Below are 17,610 nucleotides of genomic sequence, written 5' to 3' on the forward strand. Positions count from 1 at the left end.
GGCGTCAGCCGGGGCGGGAATGGGCAAGGCGCGCGGCCTCGACCAGGGCGCGGGTGCTCGGATGCCGGGGCGCGGCGACGAGCTCGCCGGTCGGGCGATCCTCGACGATCCGCCCCTCGCTCATGACGAGGATGCGCTCGCACAGACGCGCGACGGAGGCGAGATCGTGCGACACGACGAGAAGCGCGGTGCCGCGCGCCTTCGACAGGCGCAGGAGGACGTCCGACACCTGCCGGCGGATCGGCAGGTCGAGCCCGCTCACCGGCTCGTCCGCGACGAGGAGGGCGGGGCGCGTCGCGATGGCCCGGGCGATCGCCACGCGCTGCGCCTGACCGCCGGAAAGCTCGGCGCGCCGCCGCTCGTGGAACTCCGGGCCGAGCCCGACCGAGGCCAGCGCCTCGGCGGCGCGCGAGCGGCAGTCGCAATCGACATCCAGCCGGTGCAGGGGTTCGCGGACCTGCGCGAGGACGCTCATGCGCGGGTCGAGCGAGGCGGCGGGGTCCTGCGGGATGTACTGGACCTGTCGGCGATACCAGCGCAGCGCCGCCGGGCCCGCCGGTTTCACCGGCTGGCACTGGCACAGGATATGGCCGCAATCGGGCTCCTCGATCGCGAGCAGCGTGCGCAGGAGCGTCGTCTTGCCGGCGCCCGACGCGCCGATCAGCGCCACGCGCTCGCCCGGATGGATGGCGAGGTCGATGTCGGCAAGCACCGGACGGCGCCGGGCGCGTCGCCAGAAGGCCGGCGCCGGCTCGACATAGCTGCGGGCGAGACCCTGGACGGACAGGAGCGAGCCGTCCGCGTTGAGGCTGGGACCGGTCATCGCTCAGGCCGCGTCGGGCAGCCGGTCGGCCTCGAAACAGGCCACCAGTTCGCGGGTGAAGGGATGGGCGGGGCGCGCCAGAATGGCCTCGATCGGGCCATCCTCGACGATCCGCCCTTCGGCGAGAACCAGAACGCGTTCGCAGGTCATGGATGCGGCCGACAGATCGTGGGTGACGAGAAGCAGCGCCGGCCCCGCCTCGCCGCCGGTCCGCTCGCGCAGCACGCCGAGCACCTTGCCCTGCGTGACGAGATCGAGCGCGGTGGTCGGTTCGTCGGCGACGACGAGCGGCGTGCGGCAGGCGAGCGCGACGGCGATGCAGACGCGCTGGCGCTGGCCGCCCGAGATTTCGGCCGGGCTCGTCCTCAGGAAGGCGTCGGTCGCCGGCAGATCGACAGCGCGCAGGAGATCGAGCGCGGCTTGCCGCGCCTCGGGCTTCGAAAGGCCGGCATGGCGGCGCAGCGGCTCGGCGAGCTGGACGCCGATCGAAACGAGCGGGTTCAGCGCCGAGGCCGAGTCCTGCGACACGAGAGCGACGCGCGCCTCGCGCGGGCGCTGGGGCACGCGCAGGCCCGTCACGTCGCATCCGGCGACCTCGATGCGGCCCGTGCAGCGCGCGTCCGGCGCGAGGAGCCCGACGATGGCCCCGGCCGTCAGCGACTTGCCCGAGCCCGAGGCGCCGAGGAGACAGACGCGCTCGCCCGCCCCGATCGCGAAGGACACGTTGCGAAGAATCCGCTGCCCGGAAAGGTCCAGGCACAGATCCCGAATGGAAAGAGGGCAAGAGGCCACGCAAAACGCTCCGTTCGGCGCCGCGATAACCGATACGTTATATTATTACAAGACCGATGCTGTGATTCGTTAGCTGTGCATTGACCCGGCCGCAATGATCCATTATTCTATCGATCTATAGAACATGAGGTGGCGATGCAGGTGGATCAGGAACAATTGGAGCGAGGTGCCGAACTCCTGCGCTCCCTTTCCGACCCGCAACGCCTGCGCACGCTTCTGATCCTGGCGACGGGCGAGCGAACGGTGACGGAGCTCGCGGCGCTCAGCGAGGAAAAGGTCGGGACGGTCTCGGCACGGCTGAAGGTGCTCCATGCCGCCGCGCTCGTGTCCCGCCGCCGCACCGGCCAGTCGATCCATTACGGGCTCGCCGACAGCCATGTTCTTCAGATCATCCGCGCCGCCATCGACCATGCCAACGGGCTTGGCTGCGCCCATGACCACCCGCCAACCGAGGACGATTCCATGAGCCACGACCATCTGTCCCACGACGAGCATCCGCACGAGCATGGCCCGACCTGCGGGCACATCGCGGTCAAGCACAAGGACCATGTGGACTATCTCCACGACGGCCATCTGCACCATCCGGACGGCGACGGCGTGACCGAGCACGTGATCGAGGTGAGCGAGACCAACCCGTCGCGCTGCACGCCCGAGAACGGCCACGAAGGCCACGAGGCCGGCCATGTGCACGGCCCGGGCTGCGGCCACGAGGCCGTGCCGCACGGCGACCATATCGACTATCTCGTCAACGGCCGCCTCCACCACCAGCATGGCGACCATTGCGACGATCACGGCCCGCTGGAAATCGTGCGCGCCTGAGAGCGTCCAACAAAACCTCCGGGGTATTGTTAGGCGCTCCAAGCCGGCCCTTCGACCCGCCGAACGCGGCGGCGCCCCGTGGCGCCGTCGTCTGCGCCTTCGGGCAGGCTAGAGACGCAGCAGGACTTGGAGGTCGGCGACATTCGTGCCGGTCGGCGGCATCAGGATGAGATCGCCGGAGGCCTTCAGGGCGTGATAGCTGTCGTTGCGGGCGAGCGCTTCGGTCGGATCGACGCCCGCCTCGCGCATCCGCGAGAGCGTCGCGCCGTCCACGAGGCCGCCGGCGGCATCGGTCGGCCCGTCGCGCCCGTCGGTTCCGCCCGACAGGAACACGAAGTCGCCGGGGAGGCCGCGCGCCCGCGCGAGCGCCGCGACACGCAGGCTGAGTTCCTGGTTGCGCCCGCCGAGCCCGTCGCCGGCGATCCGCACCGTGGTTTCGCCGCCGAAGAGAACCGCGCCGCCCGGCTGCGGCCAGTGCGCGAGCACCGTTTCCGCCGCATCCGACACGTCGCCGACGAGCGGCTCGGCGACCTGTTTCGCCCCGGCGCAGGCCCGCGCCATGGCCGCGAGCGACAGCGCGTTCGAGCCGATCAGCCGATTGTCCACGGGCGGCAGAGAGCGGGGCGGATGGGCGCGCTCCAGATGGCGGCGCACGGTGTCCGGCACCTTTTCCCAGAGGCCGAACCGGCGCAGAAGCGCGGCGGCGTCGGCTTCCGAGCCGAGCGGAGCGGCGGTCGGGCCGCTCGCGACGATGCCGAGATCGCCTTCCACCACGTCCGACAGGATGAGCGACAGGATGCCCGCCGGCGCGGCGGCGCGGGCGAGCCCGCCGCCCTTGAGGCGCGACAGCGACTGGCGCACGAGATTGGTTTCGCCGATCTCCGCCCCAGAGGCGAGAAGCAGGCGGTTGACGGCGATCTTGTCGGCGAGCGACACGCCCTCGACCGGCGCCGGCAGGAGCGCCGAAGCGCCGCCCGACACGAGCGCCAGCAGCCGGTCCTGCGGCCCGAGCGCCTGCGCGCGGCGCAGAACCTCGCGCGCCGCCGCCTCGCCCCGCTTGTCCGGGACGGGGTGGGAGGCGAAGTGAACGTCCGCGCCCGGAAGATCCACCGCAAGACCGTCCACGGTGACGATCAGCGTCTCGTCCGCGTCGATCACGGATAGCGCGGCCCTGGCCATCAAGGGCGCCGCCTTGCCGAAGGCGACGACCGAGACGCGCCCGCCCGGGCCGGGGGCCGGCAGCGGGGCCTCGCGCAGCGATCGCACAACGGAATGCGAGGGATCGGCGGCCTCGACGCCCGCGCGGAACAGGTCGAGGGCTCGCGCCCGCAATGCGTCATACCGGCTCACGGCATCCTCCCAGAACTCGTGACAGGCGCGAGCGTGCAGATTCGCGCCGGGCGAAGGGGCGCACGAATGGCGCGCCCCTTCAAGCTGCAAGTGCCGGGGCCGAACTCTCGCGGGGTCGGCTGGCCGGGGCCTTCGCCGGTCAGAGCGTTGCGAAGGCCCGTTGCGGCGGGTCTCGTCTCGCTACGCGGCGAAAAACCTCGAACCCTCTCGGGTCCGAGGCTTCGGCATCGCCGCTCAGCCGCGCCGGCCGGCGGCCTTCTTCTCCAAGCGGCGGCGATGCAGGACGGGCTCGGTGTAGCCGTTCGGCTGTTCGCGGCCCTTCAAGACGAGATCGAGCGCGGCCTGGAAGGCGATCGAGCCCTCGAAATCCGCCGCCATCGGTTCGTAGGCCGCATCGCCCGCGTTCTGCTGATCGACGACCGCCGCCATGCGCTGCATGGTCTCGACGACCTGGGCCTCGCTGACGACGCCGTGCAGCAGCCAGTTGGCGATGTGCTGCGAGGAGATGCGGCAGGTCGCGCGGTCCTCCATCAGGCCGACATCGTTGATGTCGGGCACCTTGGAGCAGCCGACGCCCTGGTCCACCCAGCGCACGACATAGCCGAGAATCCCCTGCGCATTGTTGTCGAGCTCGGCCTGCACGTCCTCCGGCGTCCAGTTCGGGCGCACGGCGACGGGAATGGTGAGGATGTCGGTGAGCTGCGTGCGCGGATGGCCTTCCAGCTTGCCCTGCACCTCGGCGACGTCCACCTCGTGATAGTGCGTCGCATGCAGCGTCGCGGCGGTCGGCGAAGGCACCCAGGCCGTGTTGGCGCCGGCCTTGGGGTGGCCGACCTTCTGCTCCAGCATGGCCGCCATCTTGTCGGGCATGGCCCACATGCCCTTGCCGATCTGGGCATGGCCCTTCAGGCCGCAGGCAAGGCCGGTGTCGACGTTGCGGTCCTCGTAGGCCTTGATCCAGGTGGAGGCCTTCATGTCCCCCTTGCGGATCATGGGTCCGAGTTCCATCGAGGTATGCATCTCGTCGCCGGTGCGGTCGAGGAAGCCGGTGTTGATGAAGACGACGCGCTTGCGGGCGCGGCGGATGCATTCCTTGAGGTTCACCGTGGTGCGGCGTTCCTCGTCCATGATGCCCATCTTGACCGTGTTGGGCTGAAGACCCAGCGCGGCTTCGACGCGGGCAAAGATCTCGTCGGCGAACTCGACCTCGTCCGGCCCGTGCATCTTGGGCTTCACGATGTAGACGGAGCCGGCGCGGCTGTTCCTCGGCCCTTCCGTCTTGCGGAGATCGTGCATCGCGATCAGCGTCGTGATCATCGCGTCGAGAATGCCTTCCGGCGCCTCGGAGCCGTCGGGCAGGAGCACGGCGGGGTTGGTCATGAGGTGGCCGACATTGCGCACCAGCATCAGCGAGCGGCCGGGCAGCGTCAGCGTCGAGCCGTCCGGCGCCGTGTAGTCCCGGTCGGGGTTGAGCCGGCGCGTCAGCGTCTTGCCGCCCTTCTCGAAGGTCTCGGCTAGGTCGCCCTTCATGAGGCCGAGCCAGTTGCGATAAACGGCGACCTTGTCCTCGGCATCCACGGCCGCGACGGAATCCTCGCAATCCTGGATCGTCGTGACGGCGCTCTCCAGGATCACGTCGGAGATCCCCGCGCGGTCGAGACGGCCGATCGGCGTCGAGGCGTCGATCACCAGTTCGGCGTGGAGGCCGTTGGTCTGGAGGAGGATCGCGTCGGGCTTGTCCGCCGCGCCGCGAGTGCCCGCGAACTGCTCGGGCGAGGCAAGGCCGGTTTCGCCCGTCTCCAGCCGCACGGTGAGCGTGCCGCCCTCGACCGAAAAGCCCGTGGCGTCCGTCCACGACGCCCCGGCGAGGGGCGCGGAGCGGTCGAGAAAGGCGCGCGCCCAGGCGACGACCTTGGCGCCGCGCGTCGGATTGTAGCCGCCGCCGCGCGTCGCGCCGTCTTCTTCGGAAATCGCGTCCGTGCCGTAGAGCGCATCATAGAGCGAGCCCCAACGGGCGTTCGCCGCGTTCAGGGCGAAGCGGGCATTGAGCACGGGCACGACGAGCTGCGGCCCGCCGATGGCGGCGATCTCCGGATCGACATTCGCCGTCTCGACGCAAAACGCCTCGCCCTCCGGGACGACATAGCCGATCTCGCGTAGGAAGCGTTCGGCTTCCGCGCCGTCCACCGCCTGGCCGCGATGCGCCCGGCACCAGGCGTCGATTTGCGCCTGCATGTCGTCGCGCACCGCCAGAAGCGCGCGGTTGCGCGGCGTCAGATCGGTGAGGATCGCGGCGAGCGCGCGCCAGAAGACCGCGGCCTCGACGCCCGTGCCGGGCAGGGCCTCGGTTTCGATGAAATCGCGCAGCTCGCGCGCGATCGTCAGTTGTTCGATTTTGACCACCTCGGTCATCGTCCGTCTTCCCATGGTTGAACGGAACGGCCTGCCTTGCGCTCGGCCGGTCCGGCATATGCGGATGCGAAGCGGCCGGGGCCGCTTCGGCGTGGCTCGGCTTCGTCAGCCGATCTCGTGGGCGGCCATCCCCTCCAGGGCCTTGATGACCGCCGAATGGTCCCAGCCCTTGCCGCCCTGCGCGGCGCAGGCGGAAAAGAGCTGCTGCGTCGCCGCCGTGTTGGGGAGCGGCACGCCGAGCGCGCGCCCGTTCTCGAGCGCGAGGTTCAGGTCCTTCTGATGCAGCTCGATGCGAAAGCCCGGCGCGAAGCTGCGCTTCACCATGCGCTCGCCATGCACTTCCAGAACGCGGGACGTGGCAAAGCCGCCCATCAGCGCCTCGCGCACCCGCGCCGGGTCGGCGCCCGCGCGGGAGGCAAAGAGCAGCGCCTCGGCGACGGCCTCGATGTTGAGCGCGACGATGATCTGGTTGGCGACCTTGGTGGTCTGCCCCGCGCCGTTCTCGCCGACGAGCGTGATGGTCTTGCCCATCGCCTCGAAAAGCGGGCGGGCGCGCTCGAAGGCGCTGTCCGGGCCGCCGACCATGATCGTGAGGCTCGCGGCCTTGGCGCCGACCTCGCCGCCCGAGACGGGCGCGTCGAGATAGTCGCAGCCGAGCGCCCGGATGCGCTCGGCGAAAGTCTTCGTCGCGATCGGCGAGATCGAGCTCATGTCGATCACGAGCTTGCCGGGCGACAGCCCCTCGGCAACGCCGCCCTCGCCGAAGAGAACCGCTTCGACATCGGGCGTGTCGGGCAGCATGGTGACGACGATCTCGGCGCCCTCCGCGACCTCCCGCGCGCTGGCGCAGGCCTTGCCGCCGGCGTCCACGAGGTCGGCGGGCACCTGCCGTCCGCTTTTGAGAAGGAGCGTGTGACCCGCCTTCAGGAGATGGGCGGCCATGGGGCGCCCCATCGTGCCGAGGCCGATGAATCCGATCGTCGTCATGCGCTTTTCCTCCGGGATGGCTGGGCTTGGGTTCTCGCCTGTTCGAACCAGCCGAGCCCCTCCGTGGTGCGGCCGGCGGGCTTGTATTCGCAGCCCACCCAGCCCGCGTAGCCGAGCCGGTCGAGGTGATCGAACAGGAAGGGATAGTTGATCTCGCCGGTGCCCGGTTCGTGGCGGCCGGGCGTGTCGGCGATCTGGATATGGGCGATGCGGGAGAGATGCGCCTGGAGCGTCGGGGCGAGATCGCCCTCCATGATCTGCATGTGGTAGATGTCGTATTGCAGGAAGAGATTGTCCGACCCGACCTCGTCCATGAGGGCGAGGGCCTGAACCGTGCCGTTCAGGTAGAAGCCCGGAATGTCGCGCGTGTTGATCGGCTCGATCAGAAGGCGGAGGCCCGCGCGCTTCAGCTCCGCGGCGGCATGGGCGAGGTTTTCGACCAAGGTTTCGCGCAGGCGCGCCGGGTCGGCACCCTCCGGGGCGACGCCGACGAGGCAGTTGACCTGGCCGCAGCCGAGCGCGGCGGCATAGTCGATCGCCTGCGCGACGCCGGCCCGGAACTCGGAGCGGCGGTCGGGCAGGATCGCAAGGCCCCGCTCGCCCTTGGCCCAGTCGCCCGCCGGCATGTTGTGGAGCACCTGCGTCAGGCCGTTGTCGGCCAGGCGCCTCGCGATCTCCTCCTTGGCGAAGGCATAGGGAAACAGGAACTCGACGCCCTCGAAGCCCGCGCGGCGCGCGTGCGCGAAGCGGTCGAGAAAGTCGTGTTCGTTGAACAGCATCGTGAGATTGGCGCAGAATTTCGGCACGCGGGGTCTCCTGAGGGGTCGGAGGGGCGAGTGGCCCGGCACGGATGCCGGGCGGCCTTGTCGGTCAGGCGCAGGCGAGGGCGGGGGCCGGCGTCAGCGAAGGGTCGAGGCAGAGGATGTCCTCGAACTCGTTGACCCCGTCGATCTCGGTGCCCATGGCGATATTGGTGACGCGCTCCAGGATGAATTCGAGGACGACCGGGACCCGGTGCTCGGCCATCAGCGCTTCGGCCCGCGCGAAGGCGTCCTTGAACTCGTTCGGGCTCCGCACCCGGATCGCCTTGCAGCCGAGCCCTTCGGCCACCGCCACATGATCGACGCCGTAGCCGGCCAGCGCGTCCTCGCCCGGAGCGGCGTTGATGTTCTCGAAGGCAAGACTCACCTCGAAATCCATCTCGAAGCCGCGCTGCGACTGGCGGATCAGGCCGAGATAGGAATTGTTCACGACCACATGCAGGAAGGGCAGCTTGTGCTGCGCCCCGACCGCCAGTTCCTCGATCATGAACTGGAAGTCGTAGTCGCCCGACAGCGCGACGATGCGCCGGTCGGGGTCGGCCGCGCGCACGCCGAGCGCCGCCGGCAGGGTCCAGCCGAGCGGGCCGGCCTGCCCGCAATTGATCCAGTTGCGCGGCTCGAAGACCCGCAGGAACTGCGCCCCCGCGATCTGCGACAGGCCGATCGTCGTGACGTAGCAGGTGTCGCGGCCGAAGGCCTCGTTCATCTCCTGATAGACGCGCTGGGGCTTCAGCGGCACCTGATCGAAATGGCTCCGGCGCAGCATGCTGGCCTTGCGATGGGCGCATTGATCGGCCCAGTCCGAGCGATCGCGCAGGCTTCCGCGCGCCTTCATCTCGCGCGCGACCGAGATGAACATGTCGAGCGCCAGGCCCGCATCCGAGACGATGCCGAGATCGGGGCCGAACACCCGCCCGATCTGCGTCGGCTCGATATCGACGTGAACGAAGCGCCGGCCGCGCGTGTAGACCTCGATCGAGCCCGTATGCCGGTTGGCCCAGCGATTGCCGATGCCGAGCACGAAGTCGGAGGCGAGGAAGGTCCGGTTGCCGTAGCGATGGCTCGTCTGCAGCCCGACCATGCCGACCATGAGCGGATGATCGTCGGGGATCGCGCCCCAGCCCATCAGCGTCGGGATCACCGGAATGCCCGTGAGTTCGGCGAATTCCACCAGCCGGTCGGCCGCATCGGCGTTGATGATGCCGCCGCCCGCCACGATCAGGGGGCGCTCGGCCTCGTTCAGCATGGCCAGCGCGCGCTCGGCCTGCCGGCGCGAACAGGCCGGCTTGTGGGGCGCGAGCGGCTCGTAGCTGTCGATGTCGAACTCGATCTCGGCGAGCTGCACGTCGATCGGCAGATCGACGAGAACCGGGCCGGGCCGGCCCGAGCGCATCAGGTGGAAGGCTTGGCTGAAGACCTGCGGCACGAGCGCGGGCTCGCGCACGGTCACGGCCCATTTGGCGAGCGGCTTGGCGATGGCCTCGATATCGACGGCCTGGAAGTCTTCCTTGTGGAGCTTGGCGCGCGGCGCCTGTCCGGTGATGCAGAGGATGGGGATGGAATCGGCGGAAGCCGAATAAAGGCCTGTGATCATGTCCGTGCCGGCCGGGCCGGACGTGCCGATGCAGACGCCGATCTTGCCGGCTTTCGCCCGCGTGTAGCCCTCGGCCATGTGCGAGGCGGCCTCGACATGGCGCGCCAGGATATGGCGGATGCTGCCGCGCGCCTTGAGGGCGGAATAGAGGGGATTGATCGCCGCGCCGGGCACGCCGAAGGCGCAGTCCACCCCTTCGCGCTCCAGAACCAAGACCGCCGCATCGACTGCGCGCATTCTCGCCATGTTGACCTCCCATCGCTTGGTGAGGCCTCACTGTGCGGTCCCGGCGGCACGGGCAGAAGTGCGACGCGCCGATTTGATTTATTCCTGCCTGGAATGACCGGACGGGGAATGGCCGGACGGGGAGGCGCGCTCGCTGCTCCACCACTCGCCCTGGAAATGGCGCGCCAGATGGTCGATCAGCGCGCGCACCTTGCGCGGCACGAGCCGGGGCGAGGGGAAGACGGCGGTGAGCGTCTGTTCGGGCAGCGCGTGGCCGGGCATGACGCGCACGAGTTCGCCCGATGCCAGCGCGTCCTCGGCGACGTAACGCGGCAGGATGGCGACGCCGAGCCCCGAGCGCGCCGCCGAGAGAAGCGCCGGCAGGTTGTTGGAGCGGAAGAAGCCGCTGACGGCGCGGGGCTCGTCCTCGCCCCCTTCGCCGCGCAGCCGCCAGACCGCGTCGCCATGGACGCTCGAATAGGTGATGCAGTCGTGGTCGACGAGGTCGGCCGGGGCGGCTGGCGCGCCGCGCCGCGCGAGATAGGCGGGGGCGGCCACCATGACCCAGGGGTTGACGCCGAGATGCCGCACGCCGAGCGAGGAATCCTCGAGCCGCCCCATGCGCAGGGCGACGTCGATGCCCCGCGCGATCAGATCGACATAGGCATCCTCGCAGACGAGCTCGATCCGCAGGCGCGGATTGGCGCGCATGAAGGGCACGAGCATCGGCCCGACCACGGCCTCGCCGAGCGCCACGGAGGTCGACAGCCGCAAGGAGCCTTCGAGATGGGCGTCCTGCCGCCGCACGAGATCGTCCGCCCCGTCGATCAGCTCCAGGATCGCCTTGCACTTCTCGTAATAGGCGAGGCCGAGTTCGCTCGGATGCGCGCCGCGCGTGTTGCGGTTGATCAGCCGCGCGCCGACATGCGCCTCCAGCCAGGCGACGTTCTTGGTGACGGTGGATTGCGACAGATCGAGGCTGTCGGCGGTTCGCGAGAAGCTGCCGAGTTCCACGACGCGCGCGAAGATGCGCAGGCTCGCGAGTTGATCCAAGAAGAGGCCTCCTGCCGTGCGGGCGCGGAACCGGCGCGCATCCGACCTCAGCCGAGCGCACCGCATGAAACGAGAGAAAGGGCCCGGAGGCCCTTTCGTGTCGGCTCGAAGGAGCGGCCGATCCGGCCGCCCGGGTTCAGTGGCGGACCGCCACCGCGATGGCCTCGCCGTCCTGATCCACATAGCTCCCGTTCTTCGGGGCGATCGCATAGTAGAAGAGGGCGCCGAGCCCGGCCGCGATGAACCAGGAGAAGTGCGACAGCGGTGCCAGCGCCGGCAGGAAGGCGAAGAGGAGCGAGATGATGGCGGAGGGAACCAGCGCCTGAATGGCCTTGGGGTTCACGCCGTTACGGTAGAAATAGGGGCCGTTCGGGTCCGCCGAGTAGAGGGCGGGCACGTCGATGCGCTGGCGGCGGATCAGCCAGTAGTCGGCCATCACGATGCCGAACAGGGGGCCGAGCAGGGCGCCGAGGCCGCCGAGGAAGTAGAGGATGACGATCGGCGAATTGTAGAGGTTCCAGGGCAGGATCACGAAGCCGATGACGCCGCTCACCACGACCGCGCGGCGGAAGCTCAGGTATTTCGGCATGAGATTGGCGAGCGCGAAGGCCGGCGCGACGAAATTCGCCATGAGATTGACGGCGATCGTCAGGATCAAGAGCGACAGGCTCGCCAGGACGAGGAACAGGGTGTTCGGAATGCTCTGCACGATGTCGGTCGGGCTCTGGATCAGGCGCCCGTCGATCGACAGCTGGCCGCCGGCGAGGATCACCACCATCACGCCGAAGAAGAGCATGTTGATCGGGATGCCCCAGAAATTGCCGACCGAGATCGCCCGACGCGAGGTCGCGCCGCGCGTGAAGTCGCAGAAGTTGAGGACGAAGGTTCCGTAGATCGCGACCCAGAGCGAGGCGCCGCCCAGAATCTGCAGCCACATCGTGCCGCCGGTGACGGCGTTGGGCGGGGTCAGCTGCAATTGGCCGCCCGAGCGGTAGAGCACCCAGGCCGCGAGCGCCAGGAAGGTGAAGAGGATCACCGGCCCGGCGAAGGCCTCGTAGCGGCGGATGCTTTCCATGCCGTAGCAGGCGATGACGACCTGAACGACCCAGAGGATGGAGAAGCTGATCCAGCCGAGCACGGAAAGGCCGAGCACCATCTGGTCGGCCAGCGGCGCGAGGCCGGGGGCGAGCGCGATCAGGAGAACGTCGAGCACCATGGAGGCGAGATAGGTCTGGATGCCGAACCAGACGATCGCGACGCCGCCACGGATCAGCGAGGGAATCTGCGCCCCGCGCACGCCGAAGCTGATGCGGCTCATCACCGGGAAGGGTACGCCCGTCTTCAGGCCCATATAGCCCGACAGGTTGAGGAGCAGGAACAGGAAGACGCTGCCGAGCAGCATGACGAGCAGGATCTGCCACGCGCCGAGCCCGAGCGCGAAGAGGCCGATGGCGAAGGCGTAATTGCCCAGACTATGGGTGTCGTTCGCCCAGAGCGCGAAGATATTGTAGGTGTTCCAGGTCCTCCCGACCCGTTTCGTCGGCGCGAGATCGGCGTTGTAGAGCGTGGGGGAGACCCCCGGCGGCATGCGGTTTTCGAGAGCGCCGACGAGGCTGCGATCCCCGTCGATCTCGTAGATGGTTTCGTTCATCACAGGCTTACCTCCCGTTTTGCCTGAAGAGCCGGCCGTCCCGTCGCCCTGGCGTGAGGGTTCGAGCTTTCGAACCTCTACGCCGGCGCGAGCCGTGACCGCCGGTGAGCGTCCTCCAGCGGATGCGGGACGCTCGGTTGTTTTCCTTTGTCGGTTTCGACGATGTCCAACACCACCTCGGCAATAGACGCTTCGCCTTCATGCGATTGACTGAAGTATTTTTCTGGAAACGATTTATACTATATTTCGTTTGACTTCCGTTTGCAATGAGTATTATCGAAATACATCCAACACGAGGGGAGGACGCCATGAGGGAATTTCGGATCGCGCTCGTCAACGCCAACACGACGCAGGCGATGACCGATCGAATGGTGCGCATGGCGCAGGCGCTCGCCCCGGCGGGCGTCACGATCGAGGGCCACACGGCGCCCGAAGGCGCGCCCTATATCTCGACGCCGGAAGCCGCCGCGCGCGCGGGCGAGATCGTCGCCGGCATGGCCGAGCGCTTCGCCGCCGGCGACACGCCCGACGCCGTCATGATCTCCTGCTTCGGCGATCCCGGCCTCTTCGAAGCGCGTGAAATCCTTTCCGTCCCCGTGCTCGGCATGGCCGATGCCTCCTGCCACGTCGCGGCCCAGCTCGGCCAGCGCTTCGCCATCGTCACCGGCGGGCGCGCCTGGGGCCCGATGCTGGAGACCTTCGTGGAGCGGATCGGCCTTGCCTCCCGCTTTGCCGGCGTGCGCACGCTGGAACTCACCGGAGACATGATCGCGGCCGACCCGGAAGGGGCGGAAAACGTCGTTCTCGAAGAGGTCCGCCAGGCCCATGCGGCCGGCGCGGACGTGGTGATCCTCGGCGGCGCGGGTCTCGTCGGATTTGCCGAAAAGCTCGCCCCGCGCGCGCCGGTCACGCTTCTGGATTCCCTCGCCTGCGTCGTCTCGCAGGCCTGCGCCCTCACCCAGTTCGGCCTCGCACCGCGCCGGGGCTAGGCGCGACTCGCCGGCGGCTTCCCGCGCGATCGAACAAAGGGAAGCCGCCGCGCGCATCATGCCGCCCGGCTCGCGGTCGGGGGCAGGCGGATCGTCCAGGGCTCGGGAAGGGGAAACTCCTCCAGATTGACGCCGGCGCCGCCGCGATCCACCACGAGGAAATCCTGCGGCCCGCTGATCGGCGTCAGAACGCCGTGCCAGACATTGCGGCGATAGTTCACGCCCTGGCCGGGCGCGGTGAGGAAGGCCTGCGGCTCGCCCGGCCGGCCTCCCTCGTCCGGGCAGACGATGACGAGAAAGGGCCGCGCATCCAGCGGCATGAAGGCCTGGCTGCCGAGCGGATGGCGCTCCACGAGATCGAGCCGCAGCGGCAACGCGTAGGGCGTGCCCCGGAAGATCGAGAGGATGGCGCGCCCGTCCTCGCCCCCTTCTTCACCCGACGTTTCGACGCGGGCAAGCTCGTGGAAGCGCTCGCAGCGCCCCCTATTGATCGGGTAGTGATGCGCCCAATCGGTGTCCAGGACCTCGCCGAACGGGGCGAAGGCGGCGCGGGTCAGCGGGTGGGCGACGATCTCCCGGCTCATCGCCGGGCGCCCGGCTTGAGCGCCGCGTGGCGGTTCACGTCCTTGTAGAGAAGATAGCGGAACGGGCCGGGGCCGCCCGCATAGCAGGCCTGCGGACAGAAGGCGCGCAACCACATGAAGTCGCCGGCTTCCACCTCCACCCAATCCTGGTTCAGGTGATAGACCGCCTTGCCTTCCAGCACGTAGAGCCCGTGCTCCATCACATGCGTTTCGGCAAAGGGGATGACCCCGCCCGGCTGCAGCGTGACGATGGTGACATGCATGTCGTGGCGCAGATCGTTCGGATCGACGAAGCGCGTCGTCGCCCAGGCGCCCTCGGTGTCCGGCATCGGGCTCGGCGCGATGTCGTTTTCGTTGAGGAAGAGCGGGTCGGGCTTGTCGAGGCCCGGCACCGGCTCGTAGGCCTTGCGCACCCAATGAAAGCGCGCGGCGCCTTGCGTCTCGTTGCGCAGCGTCCAGCCGCTGCCCGCCGGCAGATAGGCATAGCCGCCGGGCGTCAGCCGGTGCGCCGCGCCGTCCAGCGTGACGCTCACCTCGCCCTCCACCACGAAGAGGACGCCTTCGGCTTCCTCGTCGCTTTCGGGGTGCTGCGACCCGCCGCCCGGCTGCACCTCCATGATATATTGCGAGAAGGTCTCGGCGAAACCCGACAGGGGCCGCGCCAGAACCCAGAGCCGCGTCTTCTCCCAATGCGGCAGGAAGCTCGTCACGATGTCGCTCATCGTGCCCTTGGGGATGACGGCGTAACTCTCCGTGAACACCGCGCGGTCGGTGAGAAGCTGCGTCTGCGGCGGCAGGCCGCCCTTCGGCGCGTAATAGGACCGGGTCTTGGGGGGCTGGCTCATGCTCCGAACTTCTCCTCAATGCGCTTCCGCACGATCCGCTCGACTTCCCCGCAAGCGCGCTCGAGGGCCGCGTCGTCTCCGTCCGCCGACACGGTCTCGAAGGAGCCGAGCACATCGCGGCGCTGCTCCGGGCTCATGGAGCGGAAGGCGCGCACCATCGCGTTGTGCAGACCCTCGGCGCTGTCATGGGCGGGGCCGAGTTCCAACTCGCAGGTGCGCGCCGCGACGGTGGGCGAGGCGCCGAACAACGCGCCGAACTCGCGCGTGAAGTCTTCGCGCGACAGGCGCGAGGGGCGGAGCGCCGGTGCTCGGTAGGGATGAACGGTCCGCCAATGCTCGGCGATGTCGATCCGGCGGGCCAGCCAGACCTTGTCGTGGCTTTTGACGTAATCCACGAAGCGCTTCAGCGCGGCGAAGCGGCCGGGGCGTCCGATCAGGCGGCAATGAAGACCGATCGTCATCATGGAGGGCCGGCCCTCCTCGCCTTCGGCATATTGAACGTCGAAGGCGTCCTTCAGATAGGAGAAGAACTGGTCGCCCGAGTTGAAGCCCTGGGGCGTCGCGAAGCGCATGTCGTTCGCGTCCAGCGTATAGGGCAGCACGAGCTGCGGATCGATCGGGCGGCCGTGCCCGTCATGGTCGAGCCAATAGGGCAGCTCGTCGTCATAGGTGTCGGAGATCCAGGTGAAGCCCTTGTCCTCCGCCGCGAGCTTCACGGAATGGACCGAGGTGCGGCCGAGATAGAGCCCGGTCGGGCGCTCGCCGACGACCTCGCGGTGAAGGCGGATCGCCTCGGCGAGATCGGCGCGCTCGTCGGCTTCCGCGTGGTCGCGATAGTCGATCCAGCGCAGCCCGTGCGAGGCGATCTCCCAGTCGGCGCGCCGCATGGCGGCGACCTGCTCGGGCGAGCGGGCGAGCGCCGTCGCCACGCCATAGACGGTGATCGGCACCTCGGCGCGGGTGAACAGGCGATGGAGGCGCCAGAAGCCGACCCGCGCGCCATATTCGTAGATGGATTCCATGTTCCAGTGGCGCTTGCCCGGCCAGGGCGCGGCGCCGACGATCTCGGACAGGAAGGCTTCCGAGGCGGCATCGCCATGGAGAATGCTGTTCTCGCCGCCTTCCTCGTAATTGACGACGAAGGACACGGCGATGTTGGCCCCGCCCGGCCAGTTGGCGTTCGGCGGGTTCTCCCCATAGCCGCGCATATCGCGCACATATCGCGGTGCTGCACCCATATCCCGTCCTCCCCGACGTCTCCGGTCGGTGAGCGTAGGACGAAAGCGCGGGGGCGATTACCCGGCGCCGCTTTGAAGGACTTGCGCACAAAGCACGGGTTAGGCGCTCAGGGTCCGGCCCAGATGGCGCGGATCAGGCGCTGGCACCGCTCGCTCATGAAGTCGAGGAAGAGGCGCAGCTTGGGGTCCTGGAACTTGCGGTGCGGATAAACCGCCGCGAGCTGCACGGGCAGCGGCGGAAACTCGGCGAGGATCGGCACCAGCTGCCCGGAGCGGATCATCGGCTCGACCTCGAAGCGCGGCTTCATCGCGATGCCGTGGCCCATCAGCGCCCAGTCGGTCAGGACGTCGCCATCGTCGGAATCGAACGGCCCGGCCGCGTCGATCCGCTCCGGCCCGTTCGGCCCGCGCAGGGTCCAGTGGAGTTCCGGCGAGCCGGGAAATCGCAGGAGCAGGCATTGATGCGACTGCGACACGAGATCGGCGGGCGCGCGCGGAACGCCGTGGCGCTCCAGATAGGCGGGCGAGGCGACGAAGACGCGCTCGCATTCGAGGATGCTGCGCATCTTCAGGCTGGAATCCTCCAGCAGCCCCAGCCGGAAGGCGAGGTCGATCCCCTCCTTCAGCATGTCGACGTGATGGTCGGACAGGCGCAGCCGCACCTCGATATCGGGGTAGAGGGCGCGGAAGTCGGGAATGCCCGAGGCGATGAAGCGCCGCCCGAAGCCGAGCGGCGCGGTGACGTGGATCGTCCCGCGCGGGCTTTCCGAAAGGGCGGCGACATTGGCCTCCGCCTCGGCGACGGCTTCCAGAACGCGCTTGGCGTCGGCGTAGAAGATGCGGCCGTGCTCGGTCGGCGTCACGCGGCGCGTGGTCCGGTTGAGAAGGCGCACGCCCAGGTGCTTCTCCAGCTCGCGGATGCGGTGCGAGGCGACCGCCGGCGAGATGAGGAGATCGCGCCCGCCCGACGAGATCGAGCCGAGCTCGATGACCCGCACGAAGACCTTTGCGTCGTCGAAACTGAACATGCGCCTCCCTGGGGACTTCGATCGGACGGTGCAGCTTGTGCCGGGTTCCTCACCCCGAGGAAACAGGCTTCGCCGGCCAAGCGCAAAACGAGGTCTCGTGAGTGAGGCTTCGGGGGCGAGATCGACCGCGCCGCTTCGCTGTCCTGCCAGAGCAGATATCGCAGGACACCGCCTTGCCGGCGCGACGAACGCAGCAAGCCCTCGCGGCCCCGAACCCGCCGCTGCTCGCAACCGGATCGACGCGAGGTCGATCGCGTCCCCAAGATCGTCCCATCCTTTCGACGAAACGTCCCAAGATCACGCCAAGCTATCGACAGGAACAGGCGCTCGCCCCTACCTTCCTGACGCCGACGGGGGCGCGAGACGTACCGTTTTTTTCTTGTTTTAATTTAGCTTTCA

15 protein-coding genes are annotated in these 17,610 nt (G+C 68.8%); 2 read left to right on the forward strand and 13 right to left on the reverse strand.

Going from position 1 to position 17,610, the window contains the following annotated elements; translation table 11 throughout:
* Positions 1 to 4 precede the first annotated feature (4 nt).
* Complete coding sequence (locus B146_RS0116270) at positions 5 to 823, reverse strand: ABC transporter ATP-binding protein (RefSeq protein WP_019997530.1); 819 nt, start codon at positions 821 to 823, stop codon at positions 5 to 7.
* 3 nt (positions 824 to 826) lie between these two features.
* Complete coding sequence (locus B146_RS0116275; RefSeq protein ID WP_202814997.1) at positions 827 to 1,546, reverse strand: ATP-binding cassette domain-containing protein; 720 nt, start codon at positions 1,544 to 1,546, stop codon at positions 827 to 829.
* Positions 1,547 to 1,750: 204 nt separating this feature from the next.
* Here B146_RS0116275 and B146_RS26385 point away from each other — a divergent pair, with 204 nt between their 5' ends.
* Positions 1,751 to 2,434 carry an ArsR/SmtB family transcription factor gene (locus B146_RS26385; RefSeq protein ID WP_040408654.1) on the forward strand — a complete coding sequence of 228 codons (684 nt, stop codon included), beginning with the start codon at positions 1,751 to 1,753 and terminating at the stop codon, positions 2,432 to 2,434.
* 108 nt (positions 2,435 to 2,542) lie between these two features.
* Here B146_RS26385 and B146_RS0116285 read toward each other — a convergent pair whose 3' ends face one another.
* The 7 genes from B146_RS0116285 to B146_RS0116315 form a co-directional block, all read right to left on the reverse strand.
* On the reverse strand, positions 2,543 to 3,784 hold the full coding sequence (locus B146_RS0116285; protein WP_026358666.1) for a glycerate kinase type-2 family protein: 1,242 nt from the start codon (positions 3,782 to 3,784) through the stop codon (positions 2,543 to 2,545).
* A 234-nt stretch (positions 3,785 to 4,018) separates the two neighbouring features.
* The gene (locus B146_RS0116290; RefSeq protein ID WP_409359847.1) at positions 4,019 to 6,211 is read right to left on the reverse strand and encodes a malate synthase G; all 2,193 of its coding nucleotides are present in this window, start codon (positions 6,209 to 6,211) and stop codon (positions 4,019 to 4,021) included.
* Between the two features lie 90 nt (positions 6,212 to 6,301).
* Positions 6,302 to 7,183, reverse strand: coding sequence for a 2-hydroxy-3-oxopropionate reductase (locus B146_RS0116295; protein ID WP_019997535.1), 882 nt, complete (start codon positions 7,181 to 7,183; stop codon positions 6,302 to 6,304).
* Positions 7,180 to 7,989, reverse strand: a complete 810-nt coding sequence (gene hyi, locus B146_RS0116300; protein ID WP_019997536.1) for a hydroxypyruvate isomerase — start codon at positions 7,987 to 7,989, stop codon at positions 7,180 to 7,182. Before hyi ends, B146_RS0116295 begins: the two co-directional genes overlap by 4 nt.
* Before the next feature lie 64 nt (positions 7,990 to 8,053).
* Positions 8,054 to 9,844, reverse strand: coding sequence for a glyoxylate carboligase (gene gcl, locus B146_RS26390; protein WP_040408655.1), 1,791 nt, complete (start codon positions 9,842 to 9,844; stop codon positions 8,054 to 8,056).
* A 78-nt stretch (positions 9,845 to 9,922) separates the two neighbouring features.
* The gene (locus B146_RS0116310; RefSeq protein ID WP_019997538.1) at positions 9,923 to 10,876 is read right to left on the reverse strand and encodes a LysR family transcriptional regulator; all 954 of its coding nucleotides are present in this window, start codon (positions 10,874 to 10,876) and stop codon (positions 9,923 to 9,925) included.
* Between the two features lie 136 nt (positions 10,877 to 11,012).
* Entirely contained in the window at positions 11,013 to 12,527 is a 1,515-nt protein-coding gene (locus B146_RS0116315) for an NCS1 family nucleobase:cation symporter-1 (RefSeq protein WP_019997539.1), read from the reverse strand.
* Between the two features lie 308 nt (positions 12,528 to 12,835).
* Here B146_RS0116315 and B146_RS26395 point away from each other — a divergent pair, with 308 nt between their 5' ends.
* Positions 12,836 to 13,516 (forward strand): aspartate/glutamate racemase family protein, encoded by a 681-nt coding sequence (locus B146_RS26395; protein WP_019997540.1) that lies wholly within the window; start codon positions 12,836 to 12,838, stop codon positions 13,514 to 13,516.
* 56 nt (positions 13,517 to 13,572) lie between these two features.
* Here the strand turns inward: B146_RS26395 and B146_RS0116325 are convergent, their stop codons facing one another.
* The 4 genes from B146_RS0116325 to B146_RS0116340 form a co-directional block, all read right to left on the reverse strand.
* Complete coding sequence (locus B146_RS0116325) at positions 13,573 to 14,100, reverse strand: ureidoglycolate lyase (RefSeq protein ID WP_019997541.1); 528 nt, start codon at positions 14,098 to 14,100, stop codon at positions 13,573 to 13,575.
* On the reverse strand, positions 14,097 to 14,945 hold the full coding sequence (locus B146_RS0116330; RefSeq protein ID WP_019997542.1) for a bifunctional allantoicase/(S)-ureidoglycine aminohydrolase: 849 nt from the start codon (positions 14,943 to 14,945) through the stop codon (positions 14,097 to 14,099). Before B146_RS0116330 ends, B146_RS0116325 begins: the two co-directional genes overlap by 4 nt.
* Positions 14,942 to 16,183, reverse strand: a complete 1,242-nt coding sequence (gene puuE / locus B146_RS0116335; protein WP_244498228.1) for an allantoinase PuuE — start codon at positions 16,181 to 16,183, stop codon at positions 14,942 to 14,944. The genes B146_RS0116330 and puuE overlap by 4 nt, the downstream gene beginning before the upstream one ends.
* A gap of 107 nt (positions 16,184 to 16,290) precedes the next feature.
* The gene (locus B146_RS0116340; protein WP_019997544.1) at positions 16,291 to 17,211 is read right to left on the reverse strand and encodes a LysR family transcriptional regulator; all 921 of its coding nucleotides are present in this window, start codon (positions 17,209 to 17,211) and stop codon (positions 16,291 to 16,293) included.
* Positions 17,212 to 17,610 lie beyond the last annotated feature (399 nt).

This window comes from Aureimonas ureilytica DSM 18598 = NBRC 106430 (genome assembly GCF_000382705.1).
Lineage (GTDB): Bacteria > Pseudomonadota > Alphaproteobacteria > Rhizobiales > Rhizobiaceae > Aureimonas > Aureimonas ureilytica.